Annotated in this window: 17 protein-coding genes; 9 read left to right on the forward strand and 8 right to left on the reverse strand. The window is 59.7% G+C overall.

Annotated features, from left to right (window positions below; all coding sequences use genetic code 11):
• Window positions 1-139: 139 nt before the first annotated feature.
• The 4 genes from AM218_RS14570 to AM218_RS14585 all read left to right on the forward strand — a co-directional run bounded on the left by AM218_RS14570 (window position 140) and on the right by AM218_RS14585 (window position 5,594).
• On the forward strand, window positions 140-856 hold the full coding sequence (locus tag AM218_RS14570) for an SDR family oxidoreductase (RefSeq protein WP_231717503.1): 717 nt from the start codon (window positions 140-142) through the stop codon (window positions 854-856).
• A gap of 98 nt (window positions 857-954) precedes the next feature.
• Window positions 955-2,793 carry an alpha-amylase family protein gene (locus tag AM218_RS14575; RefSeq protein ID WP_054414582.1) on the forward strand — a complete coding sequence of 613 codons (1,839 nt, stop codon included), beginning with the start codon at window positions 955-957 and terminating at the stop codon, window positions 2,791-2,793.
• Window positions 2,794-2,865: 72 nt separating this feature from the next.
• Window positions 2,866-4,278 carry an MFS transporter gene (locus AM218_RS14580; protein WP_071843806.1) on the forward strand — a complete coding sequence of 471 codons (1,413 nt, stop codon included), beginning with the start codon at window positions 2,866-2,868 and terminating at the stop codon, window positions 4,276-4,278.
• A gap of 218 nt (window positions 4,279-4,496) precedes the next feature.
• Complete coding sequence (locus AM218_RS14585) at window positions 4,497-5,594, forward strand: glycosyltransferase (protein WP_054414585.1); 1,098 nt, start codon at window positions 4,497-4,499, stop codon at window positions 5,592-5,594.
• A gap of 18 nt (window positions 5,595-5,612) precedes the next feature.
• Here AM218_RS14585 and AM218_RS14590 read toward each other — a convergent pair whose 3' ends face one another.
• Together AM218_RS14590 and AM218_RS14595 are read right to left on the reverse strand one after the other, a co-directional pair.
• Window positions 5,613-6,020, reverse strand: a complete 408-nt coding sequence (locus tag AM218_RS14590; protein ID WP_157547676.1) for a hypothetical protein — start codon at window positions 6,018-6,020, stop codon at window positions 5,613-5,615.
• Between the two features lie 152 nt (window positions 6,021-6,172).
• Complete coding sequence (locus AM218_RS14595; protein WP_082318256.1) at window positions 6,173-7,927, reverse strand: M28 family metallopeptidase; 1,755 nt, start codon at window positions 7,925-7,927, stop codon at window positions 6,173-6,175.
• 200 nt (window positions 7,928-8,127) lie between these two features.
• Between AM218_RS14595 and AM218_RS14600 the strand changes: the two genes are divergently transcribed.
• Window positions 8,128-11,169 (forward strand): M16 family metallopeptidase, encoded by a 3,042-nt coding sequence (locus AM218_RS14600; protein ID WP_316937421.1) that lies wholly within the window; start codon window positions 8,128-8,130, stop codon window positions 11,167-11,169.
• A 346-nt stretch (window positions 11,170-11,515) separates the two neighbouring features.
• Here AM218_RS14600 and AM218_RS14605 read toward each other — a convergent pair whose 3' ends face one another.
• The 4 genes from AM218_RS14605 to AM218_RS14620 form a co-directional block, all read right to left on the reverse strand.
• The gene (locus tag AM218_RS14605) at window positions 11,516-12,796 is read right to left on the reverse strand and encodes a protoporphyrinogen/coproporphyrinogen oxidase (protein WP_071843807.1); all 1,281 of its coding nucleotides are present in this window, start codon (window positions 12,794-12,796) and stop codon (window positions 11,516-11,518) included.
• A gap of 155 nt (window positions 12,797-12,951) precedes the next feature.
• The gene (locus AM218_RS14610; protein ID WP_054414596.1) at window positions 12,952-15,615 is read right to left on the reverse strand and encodes a cation-translocating P-type ATPase; all 2,664 of its coding nucleotides are present in this window, start codon (window positions 15,613-15,615) and stop codon (window positions 12,952-12,954) included.
• A gap of 376 nt (window positions 15,616-15,991) precedes the next feature.
• Entirely contained in the window at window positions 15,992-16,666 is a 675-nt protein-coding gene (locus tag AM218_RS14615) for a phosphoribosylanthranilate isomerase (protein WP_054414598.1), read from the reverse strand.
• Between the two features lie 33 nt (window positions 16,667-16,699).
• Window positions 16,700-17,374, reverse strand: a complete 675-nt coding sequence (locus AM218_RS14620; RefSeq protein ID WP_157547677.1) for a Tll0287-like domain-containing protein — start codon at window positions 17,372-17,374, stop codon at window positions 16,700-16,702.
• Between the two features lie 221 nt (window positions 17,375-17,595).
• Here AM218_RS14620 and prfA point away from each other — a divergent pair, with 221 nt between their 5' ends.
• The 4 genes from prfA (at window position 17,596) to AM218_RS14640 (ending at window position 21,397) form a co-directional block, all read left to right on the forward strand.
• Window positions 17,596-18,666, forward strand: a complete 1,071-nt coding sequence (prfA, locus tag AM218_RS14625; protein WP_054414601.1) for a peptide chain release factor 1 — start codon at window positions 17,596-17,598, stop codon at window positions 18,664-18,666.
• 135 nt (window positions 18,667-18,801) lie between these two features.
• Window positions 18,802-20,322: a right-handed parallel beta-helix repeat-containing protein gene (locus AM218_RS14630; RefSeq protein WP_054414603.1), complete on the forward strand. Its 1,521-nt coding sequence runs from the start codon at window positions 18,802-18,804 to the stop codon at window positions 20,320-20,322.
• Window positions 20,323-20,325: 3 nt separating this feature from the next.
• On the forward strand, window positions 20,326-20,754 hold the full coding sequence (locus AM218_RS14635; RefSeq protein WP_054414605.1) for a secondary thiamine-phosphate synthase enzyme YjbQ: 429 nt from the start codon (window positions 20,326-20,328) through the stop codon (window positions 20,752-20,754).
• 55 nt (window positions 20,755-20,809) lie between these two features.
• Entirely contained in the window at window positions 20,810-21,397 is a 588-nt protein-coding gene (locus AM218_RS14640) for a hypothetical protein (protein WP_054414607.1), read from the forward strand.
• 76 nt (window positions 21,398-21,473) lie between these two features.
• Here the strand turns inward: AM218_RS14640 and AM218_RS14645 are convergent, their stop codons facing one another.
• Both AM218_RS14645 and gpmI read right to left on the reverse strand, forming a co-directional pair.
• Window positions 21,474-22,040 (reverse strand): hypothetical protein, encoded by a 567-nt coding sequence (locus AM218_RS14645; protein WP_054414609.1) that lies wholly within the window; start codon window positions 22,038-22,040, stop codon window positions 21,474-21,476.
• Complete coding sequence (gene gpmI, locus AM218_RS14650; protein WP_054414611.1) at window positions 22,033-23,583, reverse strand: 2,3-bisphosphoglycerate-independent phosphoglycerate mutase; 1,551 nt, start codon at window positions 23,581-23,583, stop codon at window positions 22,033-22,035. Before gpmI ends, AM218_RS14645 begins: the two co-directional genes overlap by 8 nt.
• Window positions 23,584-23,682: the final 99 nt, after the last annotated feature.

Here is a 23,682-nt window from a genome sequence, read left to right on the forward strand (position 1 = left end):
TGCTGCTTTAGCATGACGTTCTGGTTTTTGGGACCAGCCCCGCCGCCCTGAACAGGCATTAAGGCGGGAAAAGTTATTTTTGGTAAAGCCAAATAGCTGACAGCCAACAAATACCCATAATTCCAGTATGTTGGAGAAAATGACTGCCATGACGGACCTCACCGACCAAGTAGCTATTGTAACAGGTGCCAGTCGCGGCATCGGGCGGGCCATTACCTTGCTGCTGGCCATGCAGGGCGTGCGCGTGGTTGCCCTGGCCCGTGGTGCCGAGGAGCTGGCGGATGTGGCCCAGTCCGGCCAGATTTTGCCCCTGGCCGCCGACGTAACCGACGAGGCAGATGCGCAGCAGGCCGTGGAAATTGCTCTGCAGCACTTCGGCCGTCTGGATATTCTGGTGTGCAATGCCGGGGTGGGCAGCTTTGGCCTGCTGGAGCACTTTGATGCCGAGGAGTGGGACCGGATCTACAACGTGAATGTGAAGGGCACCTTCCTGCTGTGCAAAGCGGCCGTGCCGCACTTTAAGGTGCAGAACCGGGGCCATATTGTGGGGGTAACGTCAGATGTGGCGCGCCGCACTTTTGAGCACGGCTCGGTATACGGCTCCAGCAAGTATGCCCAGGATGCCCTGCTGGGCTCTTTGCGCAAGGAAGTACGGCCGTTCGGCATCAAGGTCAGCACCATTTTCCCTGGTCTGGTGGATACCCATTTCAACAATGCCCAGCCCGGCAGCCCGGAGGTGGAAAACACGCACCTGCGCCCTTCGGATGTTGCCCAGGCTGTGCGCTACGTGCTGGAAGCCCCGGCCCACGTGGTGGTGGATGAGCTCATGATTCACCCCCTTACCCAGCAATGGTAAATCAGTTGTGCGTTGATAGTTGCCAGTTGTCCGGGTTTTATTAAACCTACTGACAACTGGCAACTATCAACGCACAACTGGTTATCTTACGCCTGACTATGAAAAAGCTATTATTGCCTGCTGCCGGTGCTTTATTCGCGCTGGCATCTTTTCAACTACTCTCTCCGGCCCTTGCGCCGCGTGCCGTGACTTCTTACCAAGCTGACCCCAATACCACCGACGAGGTGCCCCAGGAAAACAAGCTGGTTATCTATCAGATGATGACCCGCCTGTTCGGCAACAAAGTGGCTACCAACAAGCCCTACGGCACCATTACTGAGAATGGCGTGGGCAAGTTCAACGACATCAACAGCGTAGCTTTGCAGGCTATTAAGAAGCTGGGCGCCACGCACGTATGGTACACCGGCGTGATTGAGCACGCCACCATGACGGACTACACCAAGGCCGGCATTGCCCTGGACGATGCCGACGTGGTGAAAGGCCGGGCCGGCTCGCCCTACGCCATTAAGGACTACTACGACGTGGACCCTGACCTGGCCGTGAACGTGAAAGCGCGCATGCTGGAGTTTGAGGGCCTGGTAAAGCGCACCCACGCCAACGACCTGAAAGTCATTATCGACTTCATTCCCAACCACGTAGCCCGCACCTATAAGTCGGATGCCAAGCCCGCGGGTGTGGTAGACCTGGGGGAGAAGGACGACAAGACCAAGGCTTTTGCCGTCAATAACAACTTCTATTACCTGCCCGGTCAGCCCCTGGTAGTGCCGGCCGGCAACAACCCGCTGGGGGCGCAGAAAGGCCCGAAGGAAGATGGTAAGTTTGCCGAGAACCCCGCCAAAGTAACCGGCAACGACGTGTTTTCGGCCACGCCCAAGGTAGACGACTGGTTTGAAACCATTAAGCTGAACTACGGCGTAGACTACCAGCACGGCCGTGCCAAGCATTTTGCGCCCATTCCGGATACCTGGCTGAAAATGCGCGATATTCTGGTGTACTGGGCCAAAAAGGACGTGGACGGCTTCCGCTGCGACATGGCCGAGATGGTGCCCGTAGAGTTCTGGGCCTGGGTTATTCCGGAGCTCAAAAAGGTGAAGCCTGAGCTGGTGTTCATCGGCGAAGCCTACGACGCCAAGACCTACAAGATGTACATCGAGCAGGGCCACTTCGATTACCTGTATGACAAAGTGGGCCTCTACGACGGCCTGCGCCGCCTGATGCGCGGCGAGGGCAACACCGAGGATATTACCCGGGTGTGGCGCGAAGAAAGCCGCGGCTTCTCCTCCCACATGCTGCGCTTCCTGGAAAACCACGACGAGCAGCGCATTGCCTCCAAAGACTTTGCCGGCGACCCCAAAGCCGCTATTCCGGCCATGGTGGTATCGGCCACACTGGCCTCGGGCCCGGTGATGATGTACTTCGGGCAGGAAGTGGGCGAGCCCGCTAACGGTGCCGAGGGCTTCTCCGGGGCCGATGGCCGCACCACCATCTTCGATTACTGGGGCGTGCCCAACCATCAGAAATGGATGAACGGCGGCAAGTTCGACGGGGGCAAGCTGGACAGCACGCAAAAGCAGCTGCGCGACTTCTACAGCCGCCTGCTCAACCTTTCCCGCAGCAGCGACGCCATTCGTCGCGGCCGGTTCTACGAGCTGCAGGATGCCAACAACCTGGGCAAAGACTACGACCAGAAGCACGTATACACCTTCCTGCGCTATACTGATAAGCAGAAGCTGCTCATCGTGGCCAACTTCAGCAAAGACAAAACCATGCGGCCCACGCTGCGCATTACCCCGCAGGCCCTCACGGCCATGGGCCTCAACCCCAACCGCGTGTACAGCTACCAGGACCTGCTGAACGGCACGCCCGCTACCGATAACCTGACCATGACGCTCACACCCCAGAGCGCCTATGTCTTCGAGATACAGGAGCGCCACTAAGGTGCCAGTATTCTGAAAGTCAATCTATTAATCCTTCTGATTCCTCTCCCTTTTTAATCCCACCCATAGCGAATGGCAACTTCCGTAGCAACGGCGAGCAGTACCCGCGAAAAACCCCGGCTGAGCTTCTGGCAAATCTGGAATATGAGCTTCGGCTTCCTTGGCATTCAGTTTGGCTTTGCCCTGCAGAACGCCAACGTGAGCCGCATTTTTGAAACGCTGGGTGGTACCGAAATAGCCTTGTACTGGCTGGCCGCGCCACTGACGGGGCTGCTGGTGCAGCCCATTATCGGGTACGTTTCCGACCGTACCTGGAGCCCGCGCTGGGGCCGCCGGCGGCCGTTCTTTTTAATTGGCGCTATCCTGGCATCGTTTGCGCTGCTGGTGATGCCCAACGTAACCGCCCTGTGGATGGCCGTGGGCATGCTCTGGATTATGGATTCAAGCATCAACATCAGCATGGAGCCCTTCCGTGCTTTGGTCGGTGACCTGTTGCCTTCCTCGCAGCGCATCACGGGTTTTGCGGCGCAAACGTTTTTCATTGGCGTAGGCGCCGTAGTGGCTTCCTCTCTGCCCTGGATGTTTACCAACCTGTTTCACGTCCCGAATACCGCTCCGGCCGGCATGATTCCGCTGTCGGTGAAGTATTCCTTCTATATCGGGGGTATTGTGTTCTTCCTGGCCGTACTCTGGACGGTGCTGCGCACGCGCGAGTACCCGCCGGCCAATATGGAAGAGTTTGAGGAGGAGAAGCGCCGGACCGCCGGGGTTTTCAACGGCTTCAAGGAATCGTTTGCGGGCATTCTGCATATGCCCAAAACCATGCGCCAGCTGGCCCTGGTGCAGTTCTTTTCCTGGCTGGCGTTGTTCTCCATGTGGATTTACACCACCCCCGCCGTTACCAGCCACATCTACCACACCTCCGACGCTACTTCCAAGATTTATAATGAAGGCGCTGACTGGGTAGGCATCTGCTTTGCCGTGTACAACGGTGTTTCCGCCATTGCGGCTCTGGTGCTGCCTTCCATTGCCAAGCTAACCAGCCGCCGGTTCACGCACATGCTTTGTCTGGTGGCCGGTGGCCTGGGTCTGATTTCGATTTACTTTATTCAGGATCCGAAGATGCTGCTGTTCTCCATGGTGGGGGTAGGCATTGCCTGGGCTTCTATTCTGTCGGTGCCTTATGCCATGCTGGCGGGGGCGCTGCCCGCCAACAAAATGGGGTATTACATGGGGGTATTCAATTTCTTCATTGTTATTCCGCAGGTTGTAGCCGGCCTCATTCTGGGCTTCTTTACCAAGAATGTATTCGCGGGCGAGTCTATCTACACCCTGGTGCTGGGCGGTGGCTCCATGATTATCTCGGGCCTGCTCACGCTGATTGTGCATGATGAGGACGACATCCGCCTGCCGGCTAACCCGGTAGCGCTTGCCCCGGAAAGCCCCGCCTACGACGCGCCCCTGCAAACGGACCCGCGCGTGTAGAGCACAAGCCTTGTAAAAAAGCCCCAGCTGCCAGCAGCCGGGGCTTTTTTTATGTCAATTTTTCTCGCGCCATCCGCATTAATACGGAGTTATATATAATTAAAAATCAGCGTTTTCCCCGCGGCAGCAACTGCTTTTTCCGCCGTATGCTATTCAACTAGCGTTCTGTCAGGTTCCCTGGTGAGAGCAGGCGGCTAAGATGATTTTCCGGGTGTTGTATGCTGGTTGCTACGGTCTTTTTCAGCGTATTCTTTGGCCTGTATGCCGTGGTGCTCCTGCTGCTGTTAGGGCCCCGGCCCCGGCTGGCCCGCCATAAGGCTACCCCCCGCGTGAGCATTCTGATTGCCGCCCGCAACGAAGCCGCCACCATTGAGCGCTGCCTGCGGGCCCTGGCCCGACTGAACTACCCCAGGGAGCAGCTCGAAATTCTGATCGGGGATGATGCTTCTACCGATGACACCAGAGAAATTGTGCGGCGCTTTATTGCTGATAAGCCCTGGTTTCGGCTGCTGCCCATCCGGCACCGGTTGGGCACTGCCCGGGGCAAAAGCAACGTGCTGGCCCACCTCTGCCGCGCCGCCACCACCGAGTATTTCCTGATTACCGATGCGGATATGGCCCTGGCGCCTGACTGGGTGCACACCATGCTGGCCGCTGCCCCGCACGGTGTGGGCGTGGTCACGGGCATCACCACGGCCGGCGGCAACCTCTTCGGGCGCCTGCAGGGGCTAGACTGGCTGTTTGGCTTAAACCTCATCCGCCTGCTCACCGACCTGGGCCTGCCCGTAACGGCCGTTGGCAACAACATGCTGGTCACGCGCGCCGCCTATGAGTCTATTGGGGGCTACGAAACGCTGGCTTTCAGCATTACCGAAGACCTGCAGCTTTTCGGGCAGATTGTAGCACAGGGCTGGGGATACCGGAACATCATTACGCCCTCCGCCTTGGGGGTATCGGTGCCGCAGCCCACTTTGCGGCATCTGTTGCACCAGCGCAAGCGCTGGATGAAAGGTGCCGTGCGGCTGCCCTGGCAACTGGTAGTGCTGTTCAGCTCTTACGGCGTTTTTTACACCGCCCTGGGCTGGCCGGGCCTTTTTCCGCTGGGCACGGCGGGTATGCTGTACGCCGGCAAAGTACTGTTCCAGACGCTGTTCCTGGCTATTACGCTGCGCCAGGCCGGGCACCGGGAAAGTTTGGGCGTGTTGCTGCTGTATGATGGCTACCTGCTGCTGATGTCTCTGGCCGTGCTGGCCTATACCGCGTGGCCGGGAGGCATCTGGTGGAAGGAGCGCCGGTACCGGTGGGCGGAGGTATAGGCCACCCTGCCGCAATGGCTAGGAAATCGTGGCCATGGGCGCCCCCAGCCACTGGTAGGCATCCTTTTCCTCAATAAAGCTCCGAAACATCTTATCCTCCGCTATCAGCCGGCTGTTGATAAGCTCCTGATGATAGGGCGTAACCAGGTACGCAATGCGGAAAGAGGTACCCGGTAAGGCCTGCTGCATTTGCGGCCAGAATTCCTGTAAAACCCACTTAAAGTCCTCGGTTTCCGCCAGGCCCCGGGTGCGCAGATCCACCAGCCAGTGGCCGACCTGATGCTCCCGGGCAAAATTCAGGCCCTGCATATAGCCGGTTTTATGCTCCTGCGAAGAAACCAGCCGCGTCCAGCGCATAAACAGAATGCGTAGATCCGGCCGGTAAGTCAGGCGCACATACGGGAGTTCGGCAGTAGGAAGAGGCACAGTAAAGAAAGGAAAGTCGAAAGGTACTGCAGCAATGGGCCGCAGGCTACTCAACAAGCAGCCCGGGCTCCAATGTTTTACGTGTTTTACGCAAAAAAGCCCCCGCAGATAGCGGGGGCTTTTTGAATAGTTTATACGGGCAGCTAGGTATCCTATTTACGGGTACCCATGCTCTTGTCCCGGGCGGCTTTAAACTCAGAGCCGGCTTTCCATTGCGGGAAAGTAGTTTCGCCGGCCAGCTTCAGGCCAATGGTGAAAAGCAGGCGGGCATCCTGCTCCATCCCGCGCAGGTCCCAGGCAGGGTTGTACTCGTCGCTGGGCTGGTGGTAGTGCTGGGCCGTGAAGGCGGCGCGCTGCTCTTCCACAAACGCCTTGCCCTTGGCACGGCTATCAAAGGCGCCGCTGGCATACAGAGCGGGCACCCCTACTTTGGCAAAGCTGAAGTGGTCGGAGCGATAGAAATGGCCTTCTTCGGGGCTCTTATCGGGCTGCAGGTAGCGCTGCTGCTCCCGGGCCGCCGCGCGGGCGTAGTCGTCCAGCTCCGACTGCCCGTAGCCGATGACTGTCACGTCGCGCATGGGGCCGTAGGGCCGGAGCATGTCCATGTTCAGGTCAGCCACGGTTTTGTTGAGCGGGAATAGGGGGTGTTCCGCGTAGTACGCCGAGCCCAGCAGGCCCTGCTCTTCGCCGGTTACGGCCAGAAAAACAATGCTGCGGTCGGGACTTTTGGGGAGCTGGGTGTAGGCTTTGGCAATGGTGAGCAGGGCGGCCACGCCGCTGGCATTATCCAGCGCCCCGTTGTAGATGGAGTCGCCCTGCACGACGGGCCCAATGCCGAGGTGGTCCCAGTGGGCCGTGTAAATAATGTACTCCTGCGGCCGGGTAGCGCCGGGCAGCACCGCCAGCACGTTTTTGGAGGACGTGCGCCGGATTTTGTTTTTGATGTTGATGCTTACGTTCAGCCCCAGCGGCCGGGCTTTGAAGCCCCGCTGATTGGCGGCCGCATACACATCATCGTAGCGCATACCGGCGGCCGTAAACAGGCGGCGGGCGGCATCCAGTGTTATCCAACCTTCCAGCTTGCACTTGCTGGCGCCCCGGTCAGGGGTTTGCGGGCGCAGCTTGGCCCCCGAGTAGCTGGTCTGCACCACCGACCATGGGTAGGCCGCCGGTTTGGTTTCGTGAATAATAAGCAGGCCGGTGGCGCCGTGGCGGGCGGCCTCCTCGTACTTGTACATCCAGCGGCCATAGTAGGTCATGGCCTTGCCCTTGAACAGGGTAGTATCGGTGCCGGCATTGCCGGGGTCGTTTACCAGCACCACCACGGTTTTGCCTTTCACGTCCAGCCCCGCATAGTCGTCCCAGTTATACTCGGGGGCCACCACGCCGTAGCCGGCAAATACCAGCGGCGAGTTGCTGACCGTGACCTGCGGCTTTTCCTGCTCGGTAAAAGCCATGAAATCGGTTTTGTACTGCAGGTTAAACGGCTTGCCTTTGCCGCCCGCGATGCGCATGATGCTGTCGGGCATGCCGGTAATTTCTACCAGCGGCACTTCCTGAAAATACGTGCCATTGGGCCCGGGCTTCAGCCCCAGCTTTTTAAACTCATTGGCCAGGTACTCCGTGGTTTTGGTTTCGCCGGCGGTGAAGGGCTTGCGGCCCTGGAAATCATCCGAAGAAAGCACTTTAATGTACTCCCCGATGCCCGCGGCGGTAATTCCATCCCGCGGTGCCGGTACCACGGCGGTATCTGTTGGAGAAGCAGCCGAGTCAGGCGCCGTATACCGGGATAGAGTGTCAGTAGAAGCAGCGGAGGAGGTAGAAGAAGTGGTGTTCCGGCTTTCACACCCGCCCAGCACACCACAGGCTATAACGGAGCTCAATACAAACAACGAGGAAGGGCGCATGGGCAGAACAGTGAGAGGTAAGAGAGGCTGGACAATTAGGAAGGAAGCTGGACTAAAAGTGTCGAATTACCAGGCACTTCGCAACTACTGTACACAGATGCAGCTTCTGGTTATGGGGAAATGTCTATAGACTTGTACCTTCACTTTACCTTGGTACTTTATCCTTCATCTTTTTAAAATTTCTTATGCTTCAAAAGCATTTGTGGCTGCTTGGAATGAGCACGCTGCTGGTGGTTACACCGGCAGCAGCCCAGCAGAAAAAATCGGCGCCAACAGCCAAAACCACCACTTCCGGTGGTGCGCGCCTAGTAGAAAAAGTGGCCAGCAAGCCCGGGGAAGTGGTAATCCCCTACGAGAAGTACAAGCTGCCCAACGGCCTAACGGTGGTGGTACACGAAGACCACTCCGACCCGGTAGTGCACGTGGATGTGACCTACCACGTGGGCTCGGCCCGCGAAACCATCGGCAAGTCGGGCTTCGCCCACTTCTTTGAGCACATGATGTTCCAGGGCTCCGACCACGTGCCCAGCGGCAAGCACATCAAGCTGGTATCGGCGGCCGGCGGCGAGATGAACGGCTCCACCAACCGCGACCGGACTAACTACTACGAAACCCTGCCCAGCAACCAGCTGGAAACCGCCCTATGGCTGGAAGCCGACCGTATGGGCTTCCTGTTGGATGCCGTTACGCAGGAAAAATTTGAGATTCAGCGCTCTACCGTAAAGAACGAGCGGGGCCAGAACTACGATAACCGCCCCTACGGGCTGGCCTCCGAATACGTAGCCAAAACCCTGTATCCCTACGGCCATCCCTACAGCTGGCTGACCATCGGCTACCTGGAAGACCTAGACCGCGCCGACGTAAACGACCTGAAAAACTTCTTCCTGCGCTGGTACGGCCCCAACAACGCTACCCTCACCGTGGGCGGCGATGTGAAGCCCGCCGAGGTGATGAAGCTGGCCGAGAAATACTTCGGTGCCATTAAGCCCGGCCCCGCCGTGCAGAATGTGAAGCTGGCCGCGCCCAAGCTCACCCAGGACCGCTACGTGAGCTACGAGGACAACGTGCGTTTCCCCATGCTGCAAATGGTGTTCCCCACCGTGCCCCGCTACCACCCCGATGAGGTGGCCCTGGACGCGCTGGCCGAAATCATTGGCGGCGGCAAAAACTCGCTGCTCTACAAAAACCTGGTGAAAACGCAGAAAGCCGTGCAGGCTTCGGCAAACCACCCTTCCGCTGAGCTGGGCGGAGAGTTTACCATTGTGGCCCTGAGCTTCCCCGGCAAAGGCCTCGACAGCCTGGAGCTGATTGCCCGCAACTCTCTGCTGGAGTTTGAGAAGCGCGGCGTAACCGATGAGGATTTGCAGCGCTTTAAAGCCGGCCGCGAATCGCAGACAATCAATAGTTTGGCCAGCGTAAGCGGTAAAGTATCGGCCCTGGCCGCTGCCCAAACGTTTACCGGTTCGCCCAACCGCATTACCAAAGACCTGCAGGAACTCCGGGCAGTGACGAAAGCCGATGTGCTGCGCGTGTACAACCAGTACATCAAAGGCAAAAAGGCTGTAATTCTGAGCGTGGTGCCCAAAGGTGCTACGGCCCTAGTAGCCAAAGCCAACAACTTCACGGTGTCTAAGGATGGCTTTAAAGCCCCGGCCGATGAGTATAAAGGCCTGACATATGTGAAGGCGAAGGATTCCTTCGACCGCAGCCAGCAGCCCAAGTCGGGTGCTAACCCCGTGGTGAAAGTGCCCGCCTACTGGCAGGAAACGATGCCTAACGGCCTCAAGCTGATTGGCACGCGGAACACCGAAATTCCGGCCGTTACCATGCAGCTCACCATTCCCGGTGGCCACCGCCTGGAGCAGCAGGACCCCTCCAAAGCCGGTATTGCCTCGCTCACGGCTTCTATGCTGAACGAAGGCTCGCAGAAGTATACCAGCGAAGAAATGAGCGCTGCCCTGGACAAGCTGGGCAGCTCCATTACGGTAGTGCCCGGCAACGACAACACCACCATCTACGTGCAGTCCCTGACCAAAAACCTGGACAAAACGCTGGCCCTGCTGGAAGAGCGTCTGCTGCACCCCCGCTTCGACGCAACTGACTTTGCCCGCCTGAAAAAGCAGACGCTGGAAGGCATTGCCAACCAGAACACGCAGGCCACGGCCATTGCCAACAAAACCTTTGCCCGCCTGGTGTATCCGGCTTCGGATATCATGCGCGTGCCCGCCAGCGGCACCGTAGCCAGCGTGCAGGCCCTTACTCTGGACGATGTAAAGCAGTTCTACGCCCGCAACTACGCGCCCAACATCTCCAATCTGGTGATTGTGGGGGATGTAGACCAGAAGCAGGTAATACCCAAGCTGGGCTTCCTGCAGAGCTGGACCAAGAAGGACGTAACGCTGCCCGCTGCCACCACGACTACCGCTACGCCCGAAAAGACGCGCATCTACTTCGTGAACAAAGACGGCGCGCCGCAGTCGGAAATCCGGGTGGGCTACCTCAGCCTGCCGTATGATGCCACCGGCGAGTACTACCGCGCCGGCCTCGCCAACCACCTGCTGGGTGGCGACTTCAACAGCCGCATCAACCTGAACCTGCGCGAGAAAAAGGGCTACACCTACGGGGCGTACTCCTACTTCAACGGCTCACACTACGCAGGTCCGTTCACGGCTCAGGCCGGCGTTCGGGGTGATGCTACCGCGGCTTCCGTGAAGGAGTTTGTGGATGAAATGAATAACTACCGCACCGCCGGCATCAGCGACGAAGAGCTGCAGTTCCTGCAAACCTCCGTGGGCCAGAGCGACGCGCTGAAGTATGAAACCGGCCGTCAGAAAGCCGCTTTCCTGGGCCGTATGGTAGAGTACAACCTCAACAAGGACTATGTACAGCAGCAAAGCGAGATTCTGCGCACGCTGAAGAAGGAAGACGTACAGGCTCTGGCCCAGAAGTACTTCACCCCCGATAACATGTACATTGTGGTAGTAGGTGACCGGGCCAAGAGCTTCCCCGCTATCAATGAGCTGGGCTACGAAGTAGTAGAGCTGGATCTGGAAGGCAACCCGGTAGCCGCCGCTGCCGCCCCGGCCGCCGCTCCTACTGCCATAGATATGGCCAAGCAGCTCTCCGACAGCGACGTGAAAAAAGCCAAGGAGAAGACCAAAGGCGAGGACGGCAAGAAAAAGCGCAAGCAAAAAGCCGACGACAACAGCACGAAAGTGAAAGAAAAAGAGGACGCCAAGTAAGCGGTAGACTCCACCAAAAAAGCCCGGCTCCTACCAAGGAACCGGGCTTTTTTTATGCCTTTAGTATAGTAAAGCCGTCATGATATTAAAGCTTTCATGCTGAACGGAGTCTAAGCATCTCTACCTCTTCGCCTGTCATCCTGAGGCGGTAGCCGAAGGACCTTCTCCCGCTTGAACAAGTCGTTGTTACGATGGTCGTTCAGCCGTGAGAAGGTCCTTCGGCTACCGCCTCAGGATGACAGATAGGATGGCAACGTCAGCACGCGAGATGCTTCAACTGCGCTCAGCAGGACGGGCTTATTGCAATGTCAGCGTGCGAGCCTGGCTTTGCTCCACAGGGCACGTGTTAGTAACCAGCAAGAAGCATCTCTGCCACTTCGCGGCCGGTGGCCATGGCAGCGTTCAGCGACGGGTACGCGGCCTGGTCACCGGCCTGGTAGAGCGTATCGGTAAGCCGCAGGGTATGAGGGGCCGTTAGTTCCGGGGTATAGGTGGGCAGCGCGTGCGGTATGCTATAGGTGCGCAGATGCTGCCATTGCCGGGCAGCCGGGCCAAACCACGCCGTTAGTTCCTCTTGTAGCCGTTGTGTGAGGGCTTCCTCCCTCAGGCCATGCTCCCCGTGGGTGCTTACCGATACCAGCGTCTGGCCGGCGGGCGCATAAGCGGGGCTGACATCAGACGGGAAGCACACATTGTGGGCCAGGGAGGGCTCAGTGGCGTTTAGGCGGAGCAGCCGGTCGGCGCGGCCAGGGGAGGCGCCGGCCGCGGCAAAGTAGGTGCAGGTGGTATGCCGAAAATTGGTGGCCGGTGCATTAGTGGCGGAGTGCGGCAGCAGCCGGGCGGCGGTTTCGCCATCGGTGGCCATTACCACGGCGGCGGCTTCCAGGGTCTGGTCGGTCCAGAGGCGTACGGTGGTGCCATCTATGGCGGTCACGGGCGTGCTCAGGCGCACCGTGCCGGCGGGCAGGCGCGCGGCCAGCTGTTCCGGAATCTGTTGCATGCCCAGCGCCGGTACCACGGCTTCGCCTTCCACAAACTGCTTGAACACAAACTGGAAGAAGTTGGCGGCCGTGCTCAGGTCGCGGTCCAGAAATACGCCTCCGAAGAAGGGGCGGAAGAACGTGTTAATCATGGTTTCGCTCCAGCCATACTCCCGCAAAAACTGCTGGGTGGTCTGCTCTTTCAACTCAGGCCGGGCCAGCAACTCCTCGCTGGAGCACTGCTGCACATGGCGCGCCAGACTCAGAATCCGGACCTTATCGGGCAGGGAGCCAATGGGCGAGGCAAGAGCGGAAAAGGCGCCTGTAGGGTGCTGTAAAGGGTTGCGAAGGGTGGTTTCGCGGCCATCGGGCAGGCGAATAACCGCACCGGAGGCGAAGGACTGAAGCTGCAGTGCTCCGTAATCCAACATGCGCTGCACCTCCGGGTAGCGCGTGAGCAGCACCTGAAAGCCGCGGTCCAGCCGGAAGCCTTCGGGCGTAATATCGGTGCGCACGCGGCCACCCACGGCATCGGAGGCTTCCAGCACCAGCACGGGGCGCCCGGCGCGGTGCAGATAATTGGCGCAGGTGAGGCCGGCCATGCCGGCCCCAATGATGATGATAGGTTTCTCAGCGGAAGCAGTCATACCTGCCCAAACTGAAAACACCCCCTGAAGGTTGGCCCGCTATAGCTCGCCGTCAGCTGAAAGCCGCTGTTGGGGAGGTGCGTAGTGCTACCCTGCGCCATGGAAAATAGCGTGCTGAGGCCGCTATGAGCGCTACTGCGAATGGCCGAACCGACCTACAATAGCTTCAGCAGCAGCTTGCGGCCTTCCTCCAGCAGTAAAATGGATGAGGCCACGGTCACCGCCAGGGCCCAATCCGGGGCCGAAAGGGCCTTGGTATGGAAGATAAGCTGGGCCGGGGACCACTGCACTACCAGCGCCTGCAGCCCAAGCACCACGCCCAGGGCCAGCCACAGCCGCCCATTGCTGAAAAACTGCCCGTTGAAAGTAGAGCCGTGCTCTGTGCGGGCATTGAACACGTTAAAAAACTGGAACAGCACGAACGTAGTGAAGGCCAGCGTGAGGGCATAAGTCTGGCCATGCGGCTGGGCATAATGAAACAAAGCCAGCGTGCCGGCCGCCATCATAAGCCCATAGAGCAGCAGCAGCCCAAATCGGCGCAGCGAGAGTATCGGCGCATCGGCGCGGCGCGGGGGCTCCTGCATGATGCCCGGCCGCGCGGCCTCCAGGCCCAGCGTCATGGCGGGTGGGCCATCCATAATGATGTTGATCCACAGAATCTGGATGGTCGTGAACGGGGTGGGCAGGTCCAGCAGCTGCGCCCCCAGCACGGTAAGAATGGCCCCCACGTTGGTAGAAAGCTGAAAGCGCACAAACTTGACGATGTTGTCGTAGATGGTGCGGCCTTCCTTTACGGCCGCCACAATGGTGGCGAAATTATCGTCGGTGAGCACCATAGTGGCAGCTTCGCGGGTCACCTCGGTGCCGGTGATGCCCATAGCCACGCCGATATCGGCGTTTTTCAGCGCCGGCGCGTCGTTCACGCCGTCGCCGGTCATGGCTACCACATGGCCGCGGGCCTTCAGGGCCTGTACTATCTTCACCTTATGCTCCGGCGCAACGCGGGCAAAAACGGCGGTCTGCTCGATGCGCCCCGCCAGCTCGTCCACGCCGAGGCGGTCAAGGTCGGCCCCCGTGAGCACGGCGCCGGCCAGGCCCAGCTGCTGAGCAATGGCCCCGGCGGTAGCGCTGTGGTCACCGGTAATCATCTTCACCTGAATGCCCGCCTGCCGGCACTGCTGAATGGCTGCGCGGGCCTCTGGACGAGGTGGGTCGATGAGGCCAACCAGGCCGGTCAGGCTCAACGCCTCGGCCCAGGGCATCAGCGGACCGGCAGGGTCAAACTCGGCGGCCGGAATCGTGCGCCGGGCCACTGCCAGCACGCGTAGCGCCTGCCCCGCAAATGCGGCGTTGGCGGCCTCGAAGGCGGCGCGACCCGGCGCATCAAGGGCCACCTCGCACGTGGGCCCCAGAAAGCTGCCGGACCGGGCCAGCAGCACGTCGGGCGCTCCTTTCACCAGCATCTGCACCTGCCCATCATCGTAGTGAAAAGTGGCCATAAACTTGTGCGCCGAGTCGAATGGGATTTCGGCGATGCGCGGGTGGTGCGTGCTGGCCTCCTCCTGCGCTACGCCGCCTTTGGCCGCCAGCGCCAGCAGCGCGCCCTCGGTGGGGTCGCCCAGAAGCTGGCCGTCGCGGATGCGGGAGTCGGCGCACAGGGCGGCGGGCAGGAGCAGGGGTTGAAAATCAGGCAGTGCGGCGTTGTTTTCAGCATGGATAGTGCCCTGGCCGGAGTAGCCCTCGCCGCTCACGGCAAAGTACCGGCCCTGGTAGAACAGCCGGCAGGCCGTCATCTGATTGAGGGTGAGCGTGCCGGTTTTGTCGGAGCAGATAACCGTAGTAGAGCCCAGGGTTTCAACCGCCGCCAGCTTTTTAACCACGGCGCGGCTCTTGGCAATGCGGTGCATGCCAATGGCCAGAATCACGGTTACCACTGCCGGCAGCCCTTCCGGAATGGCAGCCACGGCCAGGGCAATGGAGGTCATCATCGTTTGCAGTACCGGAGCCCCACGCAGCAGGCCCAGCCCCATAATCAGGACCACTACCACGCCCGCAATGAGGGCCAGCCGCTTGCCCAAGGCGTCGAGCTGCTCCTGCAGGGGCGTGGGCCGCTCCGGAGCCGCGGCCAGCAGGCCACTGATGCGGCCCATCTCAGTAGCCATGCCCGTAGCCGTTACGGCCAGCTCCAGGCGGCCCCGCGTGACTACTGTGTTCATAAACAACATGTTCACGCGCTCGGCCAGGGCCGGCGTGCCGGGCGGCAGCGCCTCGGCCTGCTTGCCCACGGCCTGCGACTCGCCGGTGAGAGCCGCCTCGGCCACTTCGGCGTTGTGCGCTACCAGCACGCGGCCATCGGCCGGCACCCGGTCGCCGGCTTCCAGCAGCACTATATCGCCCGGCACCAGCTGCTCGGCTCCAATTTCCTGGGCCTGACCGGCGCGCCGCACCCGGGCCCGCTGGGCCAGCATCCGGGCAATAGCCGCCAGCGTGGCCTCGGCGCGGTGTTCCTGGTAGAAGCCCAGCGCGGCGTTAAGCACTACCACCACTAAAATCACCACCACGTCTTTCATATCGCCAATGGCGGCGGCCAGCGCGGTGGTGGCCAGCAGTACCAGCACCAACACGTTCTTGAACTGATCTAGAAACTTCAGCCATGCCGGGCGCGGCGGTTTGGCAGCCAGCTGGTTGGGGCCATACTGGCGCAGCCGACGCTCGGCCTCGGTCGGGCTCAGGCCCTGCTCAGCCGTGGTGGCCAGCTGCTCCAGGCACTCCCGGGGGCTGAGGCTGTACCAGGCAGGGGCTTTCGTATCCTTATTCATGGCTGGCTACCACGTTTAGAAAGTAGAATACAGATGCCGAACACAGGCCCCGCTAAGCCAGCAGGAGTCAGCAGGGCCAACGGCTCCGGCCTTTCCGGAAGCCTACAAAGGATGGGATTCTGAAAATTTGATTGGGCACGGCAGCCAGACATACCCTGCGTTTCGGGGAGGATATATAATCAATATACGATATTTCGTCAACGAATTCCAGGGCTGTTTTCGGAATCAGGATCCGGGTTGGTTGCAGTCCTACCTGTTCAGCCTGAAAACAGCCCCCGCCGGTTGGGCAGCACCTTCTGCTGACGGGTTAACCCGCCGCCCGTGGGTCAGCAAGAGATATAAACACCTCTTGCTGTCGGGCCATTAAAGCCTGTCCTTATACCGTGTAGCCGCGTACGGCCATCATAAACCGGCGCAGCTTGTTGGGGTCCAGCTGTCCGTTGGTGCGCACTCCGCTGCATACATCTACCCCAAAGGGCTTTACCATGTGCAGGGCTTCCTGCACGTTCTCGGGCGTGAGGCCGCCAGCCAGGAAAAGGGGCAGATTTAGCCTATCCCGGATGCGGCGGCTCAACTCCCAGTTATGCACCCGGCCGGTGCCACCCAGCTCTTTTATGGCCAGGTTGGGGTTGCCGGAATCCAGCAGAATGGCATCTACGTGCGGGGCCACGCGCCGCGCCTCCTCAATAGCCGACTCATCTACCACGTGAATGACCTGCACCAGCTGAATGCCCGGCAGCGCGGTGCGCAAATCCTGGTAGGAGCCGGTACTGAGCGTGTCTACCAGCTGCAGGGTGGTGGTAGCGGTGCGGCACTGATGCGCAATAATGGCGCTGGTAGTTGTTTCGCTGGTGAGCAGGAAGGAGCCCACGGCCGGGGGCGTGAGCAGAGCCAGCTTGCGAACCTGCTCATCGGTAATCACCCCGGGCCCGCTAGGCATTTTGGCCACTAGGCCCAAGGCATCGGCGCCGGCCGCTACGGCAATAGCCAGTTCCTGGGGCGTGCTGATGCAACAGATTTTGATGCGGGGGTAGTAAGCAGGAAAGGCCATTGGGGAAGCTCTGGGCAAGTACGTGAAAATCAGTTAAAACAGCTTGCGCCGTTTCATAATCTTGCGCGTTTTCATGGTGTAGAACTCCGCTACGCCGGGGCGCTGCAGCTGCACCTGCCAGGCGCCCATTACCTGGCCCAGGCGGTAGCCGGTAGCCTGGTCCTGGGGGTACTGCTTTTGAATGAGGGCATAGTCGGCCGCCGAAATATCCTTACCCACTTCGCCGTGGCAGCGCAGACACTCCTGACTGCTGAGCACAATGGGGCGCTGGTAGAAAAACACCTCGGCCGAGGGGCGGCGTACCACGCGCTGGGTATCGGGCTGAAGCTCCGTGGCGGGCAGGGCGGCGCGGTTGGCGGGGTTGCGCGGGCGCAGGCTCACGCGGCGCACGGTGGCCTGCAGGGTGCGGGCCAGGGTATCAAGGGAAGCATAGCGCTCCGGGCGGCAGTAGGGCAGGGCCCGGGCTACGCCGCCTTTTTGCAATTCATCCTTCAGCAGCAGCTGCAGCTCCCGGTTGCCCTGGTTGCTGAGGGAGTCGCCGGCCCAGCGGGTGGCGCGCAGCAGGTCTTTGGGCATAATGCGCTTCACCTGCCAGTTTTCGGCCTCAATGGCAATGCGCTTGGTGTCCTTGAGGTGCTCTATCTGATCGGGGCGGCAGCCGGCCGCCAGCAGAACCAGCAGCAAAACGGCAGAAAAACGGAGGGGCATGGCGAAGATGAAAAAACGGGTGGAAGCCAACGAGAAAGTGGGCTACCGGAAAACAAAGAGACGACAGCCGGGGCATTTTCCCAAGACAATACCTGGGCAACAGCCAGAAGCGTACAAGCTAACTGATTGATTCTGCGTTTCTCTAACCGGGAACCGGCCGGCAGGTTCCTCGGGTTTGTTTCCGTACCTTTGTACTCCCAATACAATACTCTGAAGGCAAGATGCTAGATAAACTGGAGGCCATTCAACAGCGCTTCAACGACGTAAACGAACAGCTCATGCAGCCCGATGTCATGAGCGACATGAAGCGTTTCAAGACCCTCAACAAGGAATTCAAAGACCTGAACAAAATCGTGACGGAGTACAAGGCGTATCAGAGCGTCCTCTCCAACATCGAAAGCGCGAAGGAGGTTATTTCAACCGAGAAAGACGAAGAATTCCGCCAGATGGCGAAGGACGAGCTGGAAGCCCTGCTGCCCGAGCAGGAGCGCCTCGAAACCGTCATCAAAGACCTGCTGCTCCCCAAAGACCCCAACGATTCCAAGGATGTTATCATGGAAATCCGGGCCGGGGCCGGTGGCGACGAAGCCGCTATTTTTGCCGGCGACCTGCAGCGCATGTACATGCGCTACGCCGAAAAGAACGGGCTGAAAATGGACCTGATTGACGCCACCGAAGGCACTTCCGGCGGCTACAAGGAAATTATTCTGGCCGTGAAGGGCGAGGACGTGTACGGCAAGCTCAAGTTTGAGAGCGGTGTGCACCGCGTACAGCGCGTGCCTGCCACCGAAACTCAGGGCCGCATCCACACCTCCGTAGCCTCCATTGTGGTGATGCCCGAAGCCGAGGAGCTGGACGTGGAAATTGACATGAACGACGTGCGTAAGGACCTGTTTATGTCGTCGGGCCCCGGTGGTCAGTCGGTAAACACTACCTACTCGGCCGTGCGCCTTACCCACTTGCCTACGGGCCTGGTGGCCCAGTGCCAGGACCAGAAGTCCCAGCTCAAAAACTTCGACAAGGCCCTGCAGGTGCTTCGCTCGCGCATCTATGAGATTGAGCTGGCCAAGAAAAACGAAGTGGAAGGCGCTGCCCGCAAAAGCATGATTGGCGGCGGCGACCGTTCCGATAAAATCCGCACCTACAACTACCCCCAGGGCCGCGTAACCGACCACCGCATTGGCTACACGGTGTACAACCTGGCCAGCGTGATGGAAGGCAACATCGATGACTTTGTGGAGCAGCTCCGCATTGCCGAAAGCGCCGAGCGCCTGCGCGAAGGCGTGGCATAAGTTTTAGAAAAATATAACGTTTGTCATGCAGAGGCGGAGCCGAAGCATCTCGCTAGTGTAGTAATCAATAGATTGCAACCTCAGCACGCGAGATGCTCCGGCTCCGCCTCTGCATGACGTCTTTTTATCAATTGTATGCGCTTTCTGCTCCCGTTGCTATTGATTTTCTCCGCGGCCCTCTCGCTGCTGCCGGGCTGCGAGCCCAAGGAAGATATAGTAACCCGGGACGCAAGCGCCCGCCTGGAGTTTTCCGCTGATACGGTGCTGTTCGACACCGTTTTCACCCAGATTGGCACCGTCACCAAGCGCCTGTGGGTGTACAACCGCAACGCCCGCGCCGTGCGGGTAGAGCAGGTAAAGCTGGCCGGTAAGGCCGGCGCTACCTATTCGCTGATTGTGGATGGAGATGCCCGGCAGTCTGCCGAAAACCTGGAAATTAAGGGCAAAGACAGCCTGCAGATTCTGGTGCGCGCCGTGCTGGGCCCCGGCACCGAGAACAAGCCTTTTCTGGTAGAAGACCTACTGCAGTTCCGCACCAACGGCAACGAGCAGGACGTGAAGCTGGTGTCCTACGGGCAAAACGCCTACTACCACTCCGAGGAAACCCTGCCCTGCAACGAAGTCTGGCGCAACGACAAGCCCCACGTAATCTTTGGCTATACGCTGGTCGATGCAGACTGCCGCCTCACCATAGAAGCCGGCGCCCGGGTGTACTTCCACGCCGGGGCCGCCATGGTGGTGCGCGGCCAGTTGCTGGTAAACCCTGATCTGCAGCCCGACGCCCCCCTGAAACCCACCGACCCGCGCATCGTGCGGTTTGATGGTGACCGGCTGGAGCCTGCCTATGACAATATCCCCGGGCAGTGGGCTGGTATCCAGTTTGATGCCAGCAGCCGCAACAACGTGGTGCGCTACGCCGAAATCCGGAACGCTGCCTTTGGCCTGTTGGTCAACAACTTTGAGGCGAAGGAGCCTTTCCCGGGTGTGAAGGTGGAAAACACCGTGTTCCGGAATGTCTCCGGCGGGGCGCTCAACTTTGGGAGTACCTCACTGCCCTTCGGCGGCGGTATTCTGGGCTTCTCGGGTAATTTTGAGGTGAACAACTGCCTGTTCTCCAACTGCGGCGAGTATGCCCTGGCGGGTTTCCAGGGCGGTACCTACACGTTGCGCTACTGCACCATTGCCAACTTCACCCCCGAGTTCCCGCGCCGCGAGACGTCCTCGCTCACGTTTTCCGATGAGCTTCCCATTCAGGACCCTAAGCGCCGCATTAGTCCCACCATCAGCCTGAAAAACAGCATTGTGTGGGGTGATAATAAGGATAAGGAGGAACTGTTCTTCCACCATGCTGAGCGATACCTCGCCAACATTCAGGTAGACCACAGCCTGCTGCTTACCCAGGCCTACAAAGGCGCCGCGAGCAGCGCCACCAACCCCGGCCTGGCCAACAATGGCAACATCCTGAACCAGGACCCCAAATTCCGGAAGACACCTTACAATAGCAGCATTCCCGAGAAGTTCGATTTCAGCCTGGATACTCTCTCGCCTGCCAGCAACCAGGCCCTGCCACTACCCGCCTTCCCCCATGACCTGCTGCGCGTACCCCGCGACCCCGCCACGCCCGACATGGGCGCCTACGAGCGGAAAAACCCGTAACCGATGCTCTGGACACAAAAGCGCCTGCGCCTGCCGGCCGTGCAGCGGGGCTTTCATCTGATTACTGATCTGCTGGTAGCGGAGCTGCCGGAGCTGGAAAAAATCCGCGTGGGTACGGCGCACTTCTTTATCCAGCACACCTCCGCCAGCCTGAGCATCAACGAAAATGCTGACCCCACCGTGCGCCACGACTTCGAGCAGTTTTTCAACCGCGCGGTACCGGAAAATGCCCCCTACTTCCGCCACACCCAGGAAGGCCCCGACGACATGCCCGCCCATATCAAAGCCAGCCTCCTGGGCCATGCCGTAAGCGTGCCCATCACAAACGGCGAGCTGGCCTTGGGTACCTGGCAGGGAATTTACTTAGGCGAGCACCGCAACCACGGCGGCCGCCGCTGGGTGGTGGCTACCGTGATGGGCGAGGAAAAATAAGCGCCTACCTGCCAGCCATTTCCCCGTATAGCGGCATATCCTCCCTTTGCCCGCTATGCTTTTCCTTCTGACTTCAGCCGCAAAACACGGTGGCCAGACCCTGACCCTGGGCCTGAGCCTGCTGCTTTCGAGCTGCCAGGAAAAAGCACCCGCCGTGGTAGAACAGCCGAAGCCTGCTGTGGAGAAGCCCATTCCTCCTGCCACACCCGCTCCGGCCGCGCCCCGCGTGGCCTGCACTCTGGTAGACGATGCCGTGGCCGAAGAGCCTTTTGAGCAGGAAATAACCACGGAGGAACTGCTGGCCGATGGCGGCACCGTAGAAAAACGGACGCCCGTCAAAAACCGGCATGTGGAAGGGCAGGTAGATACCCTGATTACCATACGGCACCATCACAACCGCTTCGAGTACTACCAGACCCCCGAAAAAGACCTGCTTCAGCAAGTCACCATCACCGATTTCTCTCCAATATATGGCAAGCAGCTGCGCACCAAGCTGGGCGCGGCCTACAAAGCCCGCTACGCCAAAAAAACCGGCCGCTGCGACAGTCTGCGCATCGGCGATACTAACCGCCTGAACACCGTGGCCCTGACCATGCGCAACGGCCAGGTAAACGCCGTTCAGATTGAGTATTACGTAGACTAATCCTCCGCTTTACACCTTACAAAAAGCCCTTGCCTATAACAGGCAAGGGCTTTTTGTATAAAGATGAATTGCCGGGCTACTGTACCAGCCGTGACGAGGCACTATAGCGCAGCGTATCAAACAGTACCAGCTTCTGTACGCCGCGCACCTGGTAGTCGGCCAGCTTATTCTGCCGGATGTGCATTTCAAACTGCTTCTCGGAGAAGAACAGCGGGTTGTCTTGGGTTATAACGGCCTGCACTTCGCGCACCTGGGGGCCTTCCGTTACCACGGTAAGCGTGCGGACCGGGTTTTCAATGCCCTGCCGCCGCGAGTAGGTGCGCCGCAGCAGGCCATCGGTTACAACGGAGTCAATGGTATAGGCGCCGCGCAGGGCGGGCTTGGTGATATCGGCCTGGTAGAAGATCTGCAGCTCCTTGGCCCAGTCTACCTGCGGTACGCGGGTGGTTTCCAGCTGGCCGTTGCGCAGCTGCACCCGCTTCTCCACCGTCGGCCGCTGCTGATTCAGTAAAGCCGCCTGCGCATCGAGAAACCCTTTCAGGTTGAAATAGCGGGACCGGACGACGGGCCTGGGCGCCCCGGCATCGGGGCTGCAGGCTGCCAGCAGCAGGCTAACCGCACCAGCCAGCCATACCTTATGCATGAGTTACCTCAGGCGCCGCTGCCAACAAGGAGTGCCCGGTCATTTCGGCGGGCTGGGGCAGGCCCATCAGCTCCAGCACGGTGGGGGCAATATCACCCAGCTTGCCGTTGTTGAGGGTGCCGGTGTAGCTGTTGTCGGCCAGGATGCAGGGCACCAAGTTGGTAGTGTGGGCCGTATTGGGCGTGCCATCGGGGTTTATCATCATGTCGGCGTTGCCGTGGTCGGCAATAATGATGCAGGCATAGCCGGCCGCCAGAGCGGTTTCTACCACGTCATGCGTGCACTGGTCCACGGTTTCCACTGCCTTCACGGCGGCTTCAAACACGCCGGTGTGGCCTACCATGTCGGCGTTGGCAAAGTTCAGCACCACAAAATCGGCCGAGCGGGCCTGCAGCTCCGGCACCAGCGCATCGCGCAGGTCGTAGGCGCTCATCTCGGGCTGCAGATCATAGGTGGCTACTTTAGGCGAAGGGCGCATGATGCGGGTTTCGCCGGGAAACTCCACCTCGCGGCCACCGGAGAAGAAGAACGTTACGTGCGGATACTTCTCGGTTTCGGCCATGCGAATCTGGCGCTTGCCGTGCGCGGCCAGTACCTCGCCCAAAGTATTTTCGAGGTTGTCCTTCTCAAAAATTGGGGTGACGCCCACGAACGTACTGTCGTAGTTGGTCATGGTGAGGTAGTGCAGGTTCAGCCGATGCATGTTGTAGGCGTGGAAGTCCTGCTGCGTAAGGGCCTCCGTGATTTCGCGGGCCCGGTCGGTGCGGAAGTTAAAGCAGATAACCACGTCGCCTTCCTGAATAGTAGCCAGGGGCAGACCGTCGGCGCCTACTTTCACAATGGGCTTTAGGAACTCGTCGGTCACGCCTGCCTTGTAAGAGTCGAGCATGCTCTGGATGAGGTTTTGCGAAGGTGTGCCCTTGCCGTTCACCAGCAAATCGTAGGCTTCCTTCACCCGCTCCCAGCGGTTGTCGCGGTCCATGGCGTAGTAGCGGCCCACAATGGAGGCTATTTTGCCGCTGGCTCCGCGCTGCAGGTGCTGCTCCAGGTCGTTTACATAGGTCACGCCGCCTTTGGGGTCGGTGTCGCGGCCATCGGTGAAGGCATGAATAAATACGTTGTGCACGCTTTCATCGTGCGCCAGGGTGCACAGGGCCTTCAGGTGCTCAATGTGCGAGTGCACGCCGCCATCGGAGAGCAAACCCATGAAATGAACATTCTTGCCGGTTTCGCGGGCGTACTCAAAGGCCTTCACCAGGGCCGGAATCTGGCCCAGCTTCCGCTCCCGAATAGCTTTGTTGATGCGCACCAGATCCTGGTATACTACGCGGCCGGCCCCTATATTCATGTGGCCTACCTCGGAGTTGCCCATCTGCCCCTCGGGCAGCCCAACGGCCTCCCCGGAAGCCTGCAGCTTGCTGTGGGGGAAGCGCTGAAAGAGAGAATCCACGTAGGGCGTATTCGCTTTATCAATAGCCGACACCTCGGGGTTCGTGGCCAACCCCCATCCATCCAGAATGACCAACAATACCTGTTTATTCATGATGCAAAGATAACGGCCCTTCGCCGAACCGCCGGGTTTTTCTTACTATTGTCCTTTGCAAAGCAACGGAGATTATTATCACAGGCTTACGCGGTTGGC

The organism is Hymenobacter sp. DG25A, assembly GCF_001280305.1.
GTDB lineage: Bacteria > Bacteroidota > Bacteroidia > Cytophagales > Hymenobacteraceae > Hymenobacter.